Genomic DNA, 13822 nt, shown 5'->3' with positions numbered 1-13822 from the left:
CGCGCCGGCTACTTGTTGTTCTCGACCAGCAGCTTGGCGGTGGCCTCGGCAACCGTCGTGCCTTCCTGGTTCTTGCAGGCGCCCGTGAAGCTGACGAGGCCGCCGTCGAGCCTGGGTTTGTCTTCCTTCGCGCTGACGGTCCAGGTCACGGTCAGGGTGTCGCCGGCGCGCACTGGCGCCGTGAAGGTGACGTTGTGCTCGACGTAGGCGATCGCGGTGCCGTGGAGGATCATGCCCATCGGCGCAGCCATGACGTTGCTGGTCAGGTAGCCGTGGGCGATGCGGCCGCCGAAGCGGGTCTCCTTGCCGTAGGCTTCGTTGACGTGCAGCGGGTTGAAGTCGCCGAAGAGGCCGGCACCGAGCACGATATGGGTTTCGGTCAGCGTCATGGTCGATTCGAAGACGTCGCCGACCTTGAGTTCGTTGTAGCCGCGTCCGGGGTGCATAAGGCCTCCAGCGTGTTCCACGAAGTGGGGCGATCAGTATAATCAAGCGATGCCATTGACCATCGAAACCGTCGCGGCCCAGCACATCGGCGACCGCAGCGAGCAGCAGGATCGCGTCGCGATCTTCCCGCATCCGACGCACAAGGGAGCGCTGCTGGCCGTGCTCGCCGACGGCATGGGCGGCCACTCGGGCGGCTCGCTCGCTGCCGAGCAGGTGCTGTTCAAGGCCAAGCACGCCTTCGAGGCCTCGCCGCCGAACGCCGAGAACGTGCGCGCCACGCTGGCCGCCGGCATCAACGACGCCCACGACGGCATCAAGCTCGCCGCCATGACCAGCGAGCAGGACCCGCACAGCACCGCCTGCGTGCTGATCCTGCAGCCGGGCCGTGTCGACTGGGCGTACTGCGGCGATTCGCGCATCTACCATTTCCGCAAGGGCGAAAAGCGTTCGCGCACCTTCGATCACTCCTACGTGATGGACCTGGTACGCCAGGGCCTCATCAGCGAGGACGATGCCGAGAAGCATCCGAACAAGAACATCCTGCTTTCCTGCCTCGGCGACGATCCGGCGCCGCGCATCGACTACGGCGAGGCCGCACCGCTGGTGGACGGCGACTGCTTCCTGCTCTGTTCGGACGGACTCTGGGCCTACTTCGCCGACGACGTGCTGGGCAAGGTGCTCAACGAGTTCCCCGTGCGCCAGGCCGCCGAAGTCCTGATCAACACCGCGCGGAGCCGCGCCAACGGCCGCGGCGACAACTGTTCGCTGGCCATCATCCGCATCAGGGAAGTCGAACAACCCAAGGAAGAGCCGGCCTGGAAGCAGGCCATCGCCGCGCGCAAGGCGGCGGCGGGAGGCTGATTCTCAGCCCCCCCAACCCTTGCCGCCGCTATCACGGCTGTGCTAGCGGGGTTGAATAGGCATATCGGGACATGCCATTCCGGCATAGTTGGCCGATGCGTTGCCGTTGCTGCTCGGTGAGGATTCCCTCTTCGCCGTAGCGTTTTGCCTTGACCTTCGAAGTGTCGACTACGACGGCGGCTTCCCCCAGAAAAGCGAGAATGCGCGCGATCTCTTCCTGCGGCGCGGCGCAGAAGTCCTCGTAGCGAATTTCGAGCAAGCGGCCTTTCAACGCGGGCTTCATGGCCGCAACGATACTTGTCGCTTCGTTCCAGTAGCCGCATCCGGCGACGATGGACATGGCCTTCATCACCTTGCCGGCCTTCAGGCTCGAGACGACGTCGACCGGGTCGCGAACCATGTGCAGGAACCTGGCGCGAGGAAAGTTCGCGGCAAGCAGGGCCATTCCGTAAACGTTCTGCGGCGTCTTGTCGAACCACCGCGTCGCGCCGGGTTCACGCCGCGACAAGTAGAGTCGCATGTACCCGGCCAGGAGTTCCGCGCGCGAACTGCATTGTCCGTAAAGTTTCACGAACTCGTCCTCCCCTATGCCGTCAATCTCTCGATGGTGAACCAGGGTCGCGTTTTTCTTGACGAACTGCCCATACTCGTCGCTGCCGAAAGGCCAGGGATGTCGGTAGAAGTGGGTCTCCTCCGGGCACGCCAGATTCGGGTGGAGTCGCAGGAGGTTGCGCAGCATCGTCGTTCCGGAACGTGGGCATCCGACGATGAAAAACGGCGGGCTGTTTGTCATTGCAGCGATGTCTTCGCGATGTTTTAGGTTGTAAGCCGACCCAAGAGGTTCAGTAGTTCGGGCAAGGCCCGGCTCCGGGTATCCAGTTGCTCGACCACGGTGGCGCGTGCGGCATCACGCAGGGAGTCGAGTCCGCTCTCGGCATCGAGTACCGAGGCGATCCGGTTCGCGATGGCTTCGGTGTCGAAGAAGTCGACGAGGAAGCCGTTCCGCCCGTCCTCGATGAACTCCGTGACCGGGCCCGTGGCCGACCCCACGACCACGCAACCTGCTGCCATGGCTTCCAGCATCGACCACGACAAGACGAAGGGATACGTCAAGTAAACGTGGGCAGGCGATACCTGCAATAGCTTCAGGTAGTCCGGGTAAGCCAACTTGCCGAGAAAGTGTACCCGCGTCGGATCGATTTTATCGCCAAGTTCGGCCAGCAGGGCGTCCTTGTAGGAGGCGAATTGCGACGGCGGCGGGCTGTAGCGGTTGCATTCCGCGCCGGCGATCAGAACCTGGGCGTCCGGCTGCAATTCGAGCAAGCGGGGCAGGGACCGCATGAAGACATGGAAGCCGCGGTAAGGCTCGAGGCACCGTGATACGTAAGTGACTACGCGGTCAGCGCGTGTCAGGATACGGCCCCCGGGCAGGCGAAATCTCGCCGCCGGATCGGGCCGGACGGTCTCGGTATCGATGCCCTCATGGATAACCTGTAATTTCGCGTGGAACTCGGCGGGGTAATGCGACTTCTGCCATTGCGTCGGGGCGATGCCGGCATCGCAGGCGGTCAGGCTGGTCAGATTGATGGCATTTGCGGTGCGCACCAGAAAGTTGTCGACCAGGCGCGAGGGCGTTTCGGGATCGAAGCCGATGTCCGTCGCCCTGGGCTGGAAGTAGTACTCGAAATACCCGACGAGGTGGGCATCCGGGAAGACCTCCTTGATGAACATCGCCTCGCCCCACCCGGTATGTGCGAGCACGACGTCGGGCGTGAAGCCTGCCACCTTTATCCGGTTGGCCGTCCGCGCGACGACCAGTCCGCGTCGCACCGCTTCATCGAAGCGTGCCGTTAGTGCGAAGGGCCTGCTCTCCGGCAGGCTCGTTGCCCGATAGGCGTGCAGCCGGACCTTCGATGGGAGGATGAATTTCTCCAGGCTCTCGCGCTCGCCGATGCCGACGACTTCATGACCCAGTTCGGCCAGCAATGGCAGGAGATGGCGGAACTGGCCCGGAAAGTGGCGGTGAATGACGAGAAGGCGCAATGGATTGATTTGATACGCGATTACGTTTGGACAGCAGAAGTCGTGCCCCGCGGGAATGCGTCACGGGATGATGTGTCAGGCACTTGAAAGTCGTCGTGCATGATGTATCATCGCTCAGCGTCGGATTGTATGCCGCATCTCTTTCCGTGGCCGAGTACTTTGCACACGGCGCGACGTGCGGAGGAGTGAGGCGTGTTGATTGGGACGCGGCTTTTCGAAGCGACAAGCTGCATCTGAAAAAAGAATGCCGAATCGTCTCGGGTGGCAGTTTCCCGTCGGTTCCCCGCTTTGTATTTCTGAGAGGACTCCATTATGGCCAACGTCACCAAAGTGCCTGGGCAAGCCCTGAACGGCACGACTTCGCCCGCTACCACCACCTCGGACGACATCATCACCGTAAATGCTCCGGGCGATGTCCTTGTCGGTGCGATCGACGGCCTTGCCGGCAGCGATGAGTTGCGCTTTGCCGCAGCCGGGCCAGCGCAGACGCTGACGGTCGGCGCTCTTCTCAAGAACGTCGAAAAGATCACGATCTCGGATCCTTCGGCCGACCACAACATCAACGCCGCGGCAGTGACGAGCGCACTTACGCTCGTTGGCAATGGTGGCGCAAACACCTTGATCGGTACCGCCTTTGCCGACACTATCGATGGCGGGCTGGGCGCGGACCTCCTGGCGGGCGGCTCCGGCAACGATTACTACATCGTCGACAACGTGGGTGACATCGTCATCGAGAGCGGCGGTGGCGGCACGGATACCGTTGAGGCCAAATTCGGCGGGTATACCCTTGCCTTCAACGTCGAGAACCTGGTGCTTGGAGCCGGCGTGCTCACCGGAAACGGCAACCTGCACGACAACACCATCACCGGCAATGCATCTGCCAACACCATCGACGGCGACATCGGCAACGACACCATCAATGGTGGCGCCGGCAACGACAACCTGATCGGCGGCGGCGGCGACGACAAACTGAATGGCGAAGCTGATGACGATACCCTGAACGGTGGCGATGGCAACGACACCCTGCAGGGTGGCGACGGCACCGATACCCTGTACGGCGGGGCGGGCAACGATACCCTGACCGGCGACCTCGCGTCGCCGGGGGTCGTCGGCAACGACGTGCTCTACGGCGATGCCGGCAATGACACGCTGGACGGCGGCGCGGGCAACGACACGCTGGACGGCGGCACGGGCGACGACAAGATGACCGGCGGCGCCGGCAACGACATCTTCTTTGTCGATAGCGCGAAGGACACCGTCATCGAGCTGACCGGTGGCGGCACGGACGAAATTCGGACGAGCGTGACGCTGACGGGTGCCTTGGCGGCCAACGTCGAGAACCTGACGCTGACGGGGCTGGGCAACATCAACGGCACGGGCAACACCCTGGCCAACGTCATTACGGGCAATGGCGGTAACAACGTCCTTAAGGGGGGCGTGGAAGCCACGGGCTTGTTCGACCAACTCGATGGTGGTGCCGGCCTTGATACCGCCGACTTCGGTGACCATACCCTCGGGGTGACGATCGCCCTGAACGGCACGAACCAGGTCACGGCCTCGGGTGGTTCCATCGACAAGCTGGTGAACATCGAGAACCTGATCGGCGGCGCCGGTGTAGACAATTTCACGGGTGACGGCAACGACAACGTCCTGCAGGGCGGCGGCGGCAACGATGTCCTGACCGGCGGTAACGGTAACGACACCCTCAAGGGCGGTGCGGGCACCGACACGATCAACGGCGGTTCGGGAATCGATACGGCCGACTTCAGCGACATGGTCGGGGTCACGGTCACGCTCAGCGGCGGCGCGGGGACGGCCACCGGCGGTGCGACGGATACTCTGGTCGGCATCGAGAACCTGCTCGGCGGCAGCGGCAACGACTTCTTCACCGGCGACGCCAACGTCAACGTCCTGACCGGCGGCGGCGGCAACGACACCCTGACGGGCGTCGGCGGCAATGACACGCTGGACGGCGGCGCGGGCAACGACACCTACGTGGTCAGCGGCCTCGATATGATCGTCCCCGAGTTGGCGACGGGTGGTGTCGATCTGGTCAAGGCGAATGCGACCTGGACGCTGGGCGCCAACCTCGAGAACCTCACGCTGGTGGCTGGTGCGGGCAATATCGACGGCACCGGCAACACCTTGGCCAACGTCATTACTGGCAACGAAGGCAACAACGTGCTCATGGGCGATGCCGGCAACGACACGCTGGATGGCGGCGCCGGCAACGACACGCTGGACGGCGGTACCGGCGACGACAAGATGACCGGCGGCGCCAACGACGACACCTATATTGTCGACAGCGCGAAGGACACGGTTACCGAGCTGGCCAGTGCCGGCACCGACACTGTCCAGTCGGGCGTCACCTGGACGCTGGGCGCCAACGTCGAGAATCTGACCCTGACGGGGTCGGGCAACATCAACGGCACGGGCAACACTCTGGCCAACGTCATCACGGGCAATGGCGGCAACAATGTCCTCAAGGGCGGCGTGGATGCGACCGGCCAGTTCGATACCCTCGATGGTGCCGGTGCGTCGGATCCCTTCGATAACGGCATCGATACGGCCGATTTCAGCGACCATACGCTTGGGGTCACCATCAACCTTGCCGGTGTGGCCGACGTGAATGGTTTCATCACGGCGTCGGGAGGCTCCGCGGACAAACTCAAGAACATCGAGAACCTGACCGGCGGTTCGGGTGCCGACACCTTTACGGGCGATGCCAAGGACAACATACTGCAGGGTGGCGGCGGCAATGACACCCTGGACGGCGGCGCGGGCAACGACACCCTCAAGGGCGGTGCGGGCACCGACACGATCAACGGCGGTTCGGGCATCGATACGGCCGACTTCAGCGACATGGTCGGGGTCACGGTCACGCTCAGCGGCGGCGCGGGGACGGCCACCGGCGGTGCGACGGATACTCTGGTCGGCATCGAGAACCTGCTCGGCGGCAGCGGCAACGACGTCTTCACCGGCGACGCCAACGTCAACGCCCTGACCGGTGGTGGTGGCAACGACACGCTGACGGGCGTCGGCGGCAATGACACGCTCGACGGCGGCGCGGGCAATGACACTTATGTGGTGAGCGCCGGGGACACCATCATCGGCGAGGTGGCGACGGGCGGTGTCGATCTGGTCAAGGCGAATGCGACCTGGACGCTGGGCGCCAACCTCGAGAACCTCACGCTGGTGGCGGGTGCGGGCAACATCGACGGCACCGGCAACGCCCTGGCAAACACCATCACCGGCAACGAGGGCAACAACACGCTGGATGGCGGCGCGGGCGATGACAAGCTGATCGGCGGTCTTGGCGACGACATCTATGTGGTGGATAGCACCAAGGACACGGTCACGGAATCGGCTGGCCAGGGCACGGATACCGTCCAGACGAGCATTACGCTGACGGGAGCCCTGGCGACCAACGTCGAGAACCTGACGCTGACGGGGCTGGGCAACATCAACGGCACGGGCAACACCCTGGCCAACGTCATTACGGGCAATGGCGGCAACAACGTCCTCAAGGGCGGCGTGGACGCGGCAGTCGGTGGTGTTGCGCAGTTCGACACGCTCGATGGTGGTGCCGGTGTGGATACCGCCGACTTCAGCGACCATACGCTGGGGATCACGATCGCCCTGAACGGCGCGACCCAGGTCACGGCCTCGGGTGGTTCCACCGACAAGTTGGCGAACATCGAGAACCTGATCGGCGGCTCCGGCGCCGATTACTTCATCGGTGACGGTAACGACAACTTCCTGGCGGGCGGCGGCGGTGACGATACCCTGCTCGGCGGTGCCGGCAACGACACCCTCAAGGGTGGCGCTGGTGTCGACATCATGGATGGCGGCGCTGGCACGGATACCGTGGACTACAGCGACATCGCCAGCGGTGTGACCGTGCAGCTGGTGGGTGGCTCGGCCATTTCGTCCGGCGGCGCCGTCGATCGCATGATCAACGTCGAGAATCTTCTCGGCGGTGCCGGCAACGACGTCTTCACGGGTGATGGCAGCATCAACACCCTGACCGGCGGCGGCGGCAACGACACACTGACGGGCACTGGCAACGACTTCCTCGACGGTGGTGCGGGCAACGACACCTACGTGGTGAGCGCTGGCGATACGATCGTCACCGAGGCGGCCGGCACTGCGGGTGGCGTCGATCTGGTCAAGGCGAACGCAAGCTGGGATCTCTCTGCAGCTGGCCTCAACGCCAACGCCAACATCGAAAACCTGACGCTGATGGCGGGCGCCGGCAACATCAATGGCACCGGCAACGCGCTGGCCAACGTCATTACCGGCAACGAAGGCAACAACGTGCTCATGGGCGATGCCGGCAACGACACGCTGGATGGCGGCGCCGGCAACGACTCGCTGGACGGCGGTACCGGCGACGACAAGATGACCGGCGGCGCCGGCAACGATACCTACGTTGTCGACAGCGCGAAGGACGTCGTGACCGAGACGATCGCGACGACCTCGACGACTCCGGTGGGTACCGAGGTCGATACGGTCCAGTCCAGCGTCACCTGGACGCTGGCCAACAACTTCGAAAACCTGACGCTGACGGGCGTGGCCAACATCAACGGCACCGGTAACACCGTGGCCAACGTCATCACGGGCAACGCCGGCGACAACGTGCTGACCGGCGGCGCGGGGGCCGATACGCTCGACGGAGCGGGCGGTAGCGACACCTACATAATCGCCAGCACCGCGGATTACGCGGCCGGCGAAATCATTGCGGATACGGGTGCGACCGGAACCGACAGGATCCTCTTTACCAGCACCGTCGCCAAGCAGGTCCTGATGCTCGGCAGCGTGTCCGGCGTCGAGGCCGTGGTTATCGGCACTTCCGCAGGTGTGACGACGGGAACCACCGAGTTGGGTGTCGATGCGTCGATGGTGGCTTCGGGCCTGGCCATCACGGGCAACAGCGGTGTCAACTCCATCGTCGGCACGGGCTGGGACGACACGATCGTCGCCGGGGCCGGCAACGACACGGTCATGGCCGGCGCGGGCAACGACATGATCAATGGCGGCGCGGGCGTCGATTTCCTGGACGGCGGCACGGGTGATGATGTCTTCATTGTCGCCAGCAACGAGGAACTCGCCGGCGACTTCGTCTTCGGCGGCGCCGGCACCAACACCATCCGCTTCACCAGCACGACCGCGGGCGACGGCCTGAACATCGGCTCGAGCATTTTCGATATCCAACACGTCGTCCTCTCCGACGCAAGTGGCGTGACCACGGGTACGACGGCACTCAATGTCGTCGCCTCGTCGGCCGCCCAGAGCATGATGATCACCGGCAACGACGGGGCCAACATCCTCATCGGTTCCGGCTTCGCCGATGTGCTTGTCGGCGGTGGCGGCGATGACCGCCTTGTCGGCGGGCTGGGTAACGACCTGCTGACGGGCGGCACCGGAGCGGATACCTTCGAGGTCGAGTCTGGCACGGATACCATCACCGATTATGTCGGAGCGGTGGATACGTTGAGCGTCGCCGGCGGCGCCAATGCGCAACTCGATGGCACGGCTGCTGGCGATACCCTGGACGCCAGCCTCGCCACTAACGCAGGCAGGATACTTATCGACGGCTATGCGGGGAACGATGTCCTGGTCGGCAGTGCCGGGGCGGACGTCCTGACGGGTGGTGCCGGCTCCGATACCATGACCGGCGGCCTCGGGGCCGACATTTTCATGGTGGATTCAGGCACCGACACCGTCACCGACTTCAACGCCGCCCTAGGTGATCTGCTGGACGTGGATGCCGGCGCGACCGCAAACGTCGTCGGCACGGCGGGCAACGACACGCTCGACGTCAGCAGTGCAACGAACAGCGGCCTGATCCTGCTTGACGGTGGCGACGGGAACGACACTCTGGTGGGCAGCACAAGCGGCGACACCCTGAACGGCGGCGCCAACAACGATACGCTGACGGGTGGCGGCGGGAACGACATCATGACGGGCGGCGCCGGGGCCGACATCTTTAATGTCGATGCTGGCCTCGACACGATCACCGATTATGTCGGCGGCACCGATACCCTGACCGTCGCAGCGTCGGCGATGGCTACCGTCGAAGGCACGACCGGCAACGACACGCTCGACGTCGGCGCGGCCACCAACAATGGCTCGATCGAGCTCGACGGCGGATCCGGCAACGATACCCTGGTCGGCAGTGCTGGTACGGACATCTTTTATGGCGGTGCGGGGAACGACATCCTGACGGGCGGCGCCGGCATGGATATCTTCCTGGTCGAGTCCGGCACCGACACCATTACGGACTTCAATGCCGCGCAGTTCGATCAGTTGAGCGTCGATGCTGGTGCCACGGCGCTGCTCGACGGCACGACCGGGGCCGACGTCATCGATGCCAGCGGCTCCTCCAACGCCGGACAAATCCTGATCGATGGCGGTGCCGGAGATGACGTCCTGGTCGGCGGCAACGATGTTGACGCGCTGAATCCCGCCCATGTCATGGATGTCCTGACCGGCGGCGCCGGCAACGACACAATGACCGGGGGCGCCGGCAAGGATTTGTTCAACGTCGATGCCGGCACCGACACCATCACCGACTTCAACGCAGCCGAAGGGGATCTGCTCAACGTGGATGCCGGCGCTTGGGCGCAGCTCAAGGGCACGGCCGGCGCGGACACCCTGGATGCCAGTGGCGCTTCGAACTCCGGCCGCGTCTTCCTCAATGGCGGTGCGGGGACGGATACCTTGACCGGTAGCACCGGTGTCGACTACTTCGTGTTCGACCAGGTGGCCGGTGCTGCCAATGCGGATACGATCGTGGGTTTCGACGGGGCGTCCGACTACATCACGCTGTTCAACGGCGTCTTCACCGCACTGGGAGGCGTCGGGCCGCTCGCTCCGACCGACTTCCTGGCAGGCGTTGCGCCTGTCTCGGGCGGCGAGCATGTGCTCTACGATACCGGCACCGGCGGTCTTTACTACGACGCCGATGGTGGTGGCGCCGGCGGGGCGCAGCTGATCGCGACCCTGACGGGTGCGCCGACGCTGACCGCGGCGGACATCGAGATCACCGCCACGACGTTCTAAGCAGCAGCGGGTCAGCGACTGACAGGCCTCCGTGGTTCGCCACGGAGGCTTTTTTCATGGGAGGACGCCTTAGCCCGACTGCTCGCGGCCGCGTCTCACGGCTCGCGGAATGCGCGGCTGACGTAGGCCGTGATCGGCTCGAGCAGGTATTGCAGCGGCGTGCGTTCGACCGTCCGGATGAAGACTTCGGCCGGCATGCCCGCCTGCAAGCTGAGATTACCCGCCGCCCGCAGCGATTCCCCGGTGACGTCCAGATAAACGGCGTAGTATGGTGCGCCGGCGGGCCCGGCGATGCCGCCCTTTTCCGTCAGGCGATCCGCCGAAACGTAGGTCACCTTGCCCTGGACGACGGGCGTCAGGCGCGCCTTGAAGGACGTGAGCCGGACGTCGGCGTCGCTGCCGATACGAACGCTGTTGATGTCCTCGGGACGGATTCTTGCCTCGACGATGAGCTTCGATTCCTTCGGCACGATGTCGAGGACAAGGTCCCGGGGCGCCAGCACGGTCCCCGCCGACGTCACTCGCAGATCGACCACCTCGCCGTCGACCGGTGCCACCACATTCTGTCGCTTCATGGCGTCTTCGGCGGGCCGCAGCCTCTCTTCGAGTTCCGCCAGTCGCGAGGTGTTGTCCTTGAGTTCGTCGGCCGCGTTTTGGGAGAACTGGTGCTTCGCCTGGATGATGCGAAGTTCGTATTCGGTGCCCTTCTGCCGGGCTTCCGCGAGCTTGGCGGCGTGCTCGCCGATCTGGGCCTCATAGGCGGAGACGGCGCGCTGCAGGGTGGTGACGCGAGTCTTCTGTACGTATCCCTTGGCCAGCAGATCCTCGTTGGCCGCCAACTCGTCCTTCTGGAACGCGAGCGCCTCGCGCTCGGCCCGCAGTTGCTCGGCGAAGCCCTGCGCCTCGTCCCGCGCCTGCCGCACCTGCGCGCCGAGGAGCCGGATTTGCCCTTCGAGATTCTCGAGGCGCGCCTCGAACAAGCCCGCTTCGCGCGCCAGGATCTCCTTGATGCGCGCGTCGGAAACGCGCGCGACCAGGTCCGGCGGAAAATCGACTTTCCGTGCCAGGGCCCGTTCCGCCAGCAGGCGCGCCTGGCGCGCCCTTTCGGCAGCATGCTGGCTGCGCATCAAATCGAAGCTGGCGTCGACGCGGACATCCTCGACGACGATCAGCGTCTGCCCCTGGCGCACCCGCTCGCCGTCCCGCACGAGCACCTGCTTGACGATGCCGCCCTCCTGGTGCTGAACCGACCGCCGGTTCATGTCGATCTTGATCAGCCCGTTCGCGACCACGGCCCCGGATATGGGAGCGAAGACCATCCAGATGCCGCCGATGCCGAAGGTCAATCCCAGCACGATCAGTCCCGCGATGATCAGCCGGCGCGGATCGTCGGCGGTCTCGACCTTGACCGCCGGCAGCACCTTTTCCAGAAATCCTCGCAGCCGGCTCACGCGGCGGCTCCCGCCGGGCCGGGGAGCGAACGCGCCAGCTTCGCGACGATCTCCTGCCTCGGCCCGAGCGCCTCGGCCACGCCGTCCCGGAGAACCAGAATCTTGTCGACGCTGCCCAGGATCAGGGGACGGTGGGAGATCACGACCACGGTGACGCCGTCGCCCTTGAGTCGGGCGAGGGCCTGGATCAAGGCGAGTTCGCCCTCTGAATCCAGGTTGGCGTTGGGCTCGTCGAGAACTACCAGTCGCGGCGAGCCATACAGTGCCCGCGCCAGGGCGATGCGCTGCCGCTGGCCCCCGGAAATGGCTGCGCCATCGTCGCCGATCTGCGTGTCATACCCCTGGGGAAGCCGCAAGATCATTTCGTGCGCCCCGGCGCGCTGCGCCGCCGCGACGACGGCATCGTCGTCGATGTCGCCCAGCCGCGCGATGTTTGCGGCCACGGTGCCGGCGAAGAGTTCGACATCCTGCGGCAGGTAGCCGATGAAAGGCCCGACGCGTTCCCGCGGCCATGCCGAAATGTCGGCGCCGTCGAGCCTCACCGCACCCGACTGGGGCTTCATCAAACCGATGATCAATCGCGCCAGAGTCGACTTGCCCGAAGCGCTGGGGCCGATGATGCCGAGAGCCTCCCCGGCCGCCAGTGAGAGGCTGACACCCTTGATGATGGCGCGTGGCGGCTCGCCAAGGCCGAATGCGACGCGCTCCAGCGCAAGCTGGCCCAGAGGCTCCGGCAGCTCGGTCGGAACGAGCGAACCCTGTTGGTTCTTGAGCTGCGTGTCCAGGCGTCGATAGGCCCCGTGCGCATCGACGAGGCCTTTCCAGCCCACCACGATCGCCTCGACCGGGGCCATCGCCCTTCCGAAGATCAGCGTCGTCGCGATCATCACGCCGGCCGTACTGTCCTGGTGGATCACCAGGTACGCGCCGGCTGCCATCATGGCGGTCTGCAGGAACTGGCGTCCGAACTTAGTCAATTCGCGCAGCGAGCCGCCGGTACGGTTGTTCTCGACTTGCTGGCGTTGCACTTCGCCATTCAGGCGTTGCCAGTGAGCCGTGATTCCCTGAGCCATCCCCAGCGCGCGTATCACCTCGGAGTTGCGCAGGCTGGCGTCGATGTAGCGCCCGGCGCGCCGCGAAGCGGTCTGCAGCGCCTGGAGTGACTTGCGGGTCATTCGCTCGTTGACGACGGCGATCGTTACGAGCGCGGCCGCGCCCAGGGCGGCGATGAGGCCGAGCAGCGGATGGAAAAGAAAGATCAGCAGTACGTAGAGCGGCATCCACGGCGCGTCGAACAGAGAAAGTATCCCCGGACCGGTGAGGAAACTCCTAAGCAATCCAGCATCCCGCAGGCCGTAGCCAGCCTCGCCCCGCGAACTGTCGGGCGTAGCGGCCAGAATGCGTTCGAGCACTTTGGGCCCAAGGACACTATCGAGAGCGATGCCGGCCGAAGTGAGCAGGCGCGCCCTGATCCCCTCGAGCAAGGTCATCGTCGCCAGGCCGAGCACCGACGCCAGTGTCAGGAGAGCGAGCGTCTCGACACTGCGGCTGGTGATCACCCGGTCGAACACCTGCAGCATGTATATGGTGGGCACCAGCAGCAGCAGGTTGATGAACAGGCTGAACAGTGCCGCATAGGCGAAGAACGGACGGAAGCGTAGGAAAAACTCGAACATGGGCGGCGTCAGAAGCTTCCGGCGATTTCTATTCGCGTTGCTGTGGGAGGTGGCATTATAGTTGCGTTCAAAACCATGCTCCCGTGCATGCTCTGTTCATAGGAGAGATTTATCCTGCTATCCCCCGTCTTATTGACAGGTGGGCGCAAGGTTGATCTAATGGGTACGAAGCGCGAAGGGGTCGGCGAATGAAGTTGATGTGTGAAATTTTCGCTACTTGGCCGCCAAATATGTGGCTATAATCCCCTCCAATTCCGACCCTGACAGATCACTCTGGGA

General features: G+C 64.5%; 8 protein-coding genes. 3 read left to right on the top strand and 5 right to left on the bottom strand.

The window, feature by feature from the left end:
• Window positions 1–8: 8 nt before the first annotated feature.
• On the bottom strand, window positions 9–446 hold the full coding sequence (locus EJE94_RS00820) for a MaoC family dehydratase (RefSeq protein ID WP_121239603.1): 438 nt from the start codon (window positions 444–446) through the stop codon (window positions 9–11).
• Window positions 447–495: 49 nt separating this feature from the next.
• On the opposite strand from EJE94_RS00820, the gene EJE94_RS00815 reads away from it, so the two are divergent.
• A complete protein-coding gene (locus tag EJE94_RS00815; RefSeq protein ID WP_121239602.1) occupies window positions 496–1308 on the top strand; it encodes a PP2C family protein-serine/threonine phosphatase in 813 nt (270 codons plus the stop codon).
• A 31-nt stretch (window positions 1309–1339) separates the two neighbouring features.
• Here the strand turns inward: EJE94_RS00815 and EJE94_RS00810 are convergent, their stop codons facing one another.
• Both EJE94_RS00810 and EJE94_RS00805 read right to left on the bottom strand, forming a co-directional pair.
• A complete protein-coding gene (locus EJE94_RS00810) occupies window positions 1340–2101 on the bottom strand; it encodes a sulfotransferase family protein (protein WP_121239601.1) in 762 nt (253 codons plus the stop codon).
• A 23-nt stretch (window positions 2102–2124) separates the two neighbouring features.
• A complete protein-coding gene (locus EJE94_RS00805) occupies window positions 2125–3294 on the bottom strand; it encodes a glycosyltransferase (protein ID WP_147435828.1) in 1170 nt (389 codons plus the stop codon).
• Between EJE94_RS00805 and EJE94_RS14530 the strand changes: the two genes are divergently transcribed.
• Window positions 3274–3438 (top strand): hypothetical protein, encoded by a 165-nt coding sequence (locus tag EJE94_RS14530; protein WP_165904722.1) that lies wholly within the window; start codon window positions 3274–3276, stop codon window positions 3436–3438. The genes EJE94_RS00805 and EJE94_RS14530 overlap by 21 nt on opposite strands.
• A gap of 225 nt (window positions 3439–3663) precedes the next feature.
• Window positions 3664–10416: a beta strand repeat-containing protein gene (locus tag EJE94_RS00800; RefSeq protein WP_124962375.1), complete on the top strand. Its 6753-nt coding sequence runs from the start codon at window positions 3664–3666 to the stop codon at window positions 10414–10416.
• A 95-nt stretch (window positions 10417–10511) separates the two neighbouring features.
• Here the strand turns inward: EJE94_RS00800 and EJE94_RS00795 are convergent, their stop codons facing one another.
• Both EJE94_RS00795 and EJE94_RS00790 read right to left on the bottom strand, forming a co-directional pair.
• Complete coding sequence (locus EJE94_RS00795) at window positions 10512–11837, bottom strand: HlyD family type I secretion periplasmic adaptor subunit (protein ID WP_165904721.1); 1326 nt, start codon at window positions 11835–11837, stop codon at window positions 10512–10514.
• 26 nt (window positions 11838–11863) lie between these two features.
• The gene (locus tag EJE94_RS00790; protein ID WP_121239598.1) at window positions 11864–13543 is read right to left on the bottom strand and encodes a type I secretion system permease/ATPase; all 1680 of its coding nucleotides are present in this window, start codon (window positions 13541–13543) and stop codon (window positions 11864–11866) included.
• Window positions 13544–13822 lie beyond the last annotated feature (279 nt).

This window comes from Sulfurisoma sediminicola, from assembly GCF_003865015.1.
GTDB classification, from domain to species: domain Bacteria; phylum Pseudomonadota; class Gammaproteobacteria; order Burkholderiales; family Rhodocyclaceae; genus Sulfurisoma; species Sulfurisoma sediminicola.
The sequence above is the reverse complement of the archived record's forward strand: the minus strand, read 5'-3'. Positions and strand labels throughout refer to the sequence as shown.

What these genes read in the sequence shown, in the direction of transcription:
- EJE94_RS00820 (WP_121239603.1), bottom strand. Translation starts at nt 446, where the DNA reads ATGCACCCCGGACGCGGCTACAACGAACTCAAGGTCGGCGACGTCTTC.
- EJE94_RS00815 (WP_121239602.1), top strand. Translation starts at nt 496, where the DNA reads ATGCCATTGACCATCGAAACCGTCGCGGCCCAGCACATCGGCGACCGC.
- EJE94_RS00810 (WP_121239601.1), bottom strand. Translation starts at nt 2,101, where the DNA reads ATGACAAACAGCCCGCCGTTTTTCATCGTCGGATGCCCACGTTCCGGA.
- EJE94_RS14530 (WP_165904722.1), top strand. Translation starts at nt 3,274, where the DNA reads ATGACCCAGTTCGGCCAGCAATGGCAGGAGATGGCGGAACTGGCCCGG.
- EJE94_RS00800 (WP_124962375.1), top strand. Translation starts at nt 3,664, where the DNA reads ATGGCCAACGTCACCAAAGTGCCTGGGCAAGCCCTGAACGGCACGACT.
- EJE94_RS00790 (WP_121239598.1), bottom strand. Translation starts at nt 13,543, where the DNA reads ATGTTCGAGTTTTTCCTACGCTTCCGTCCGTTCTTCGCCTATGCGGCA.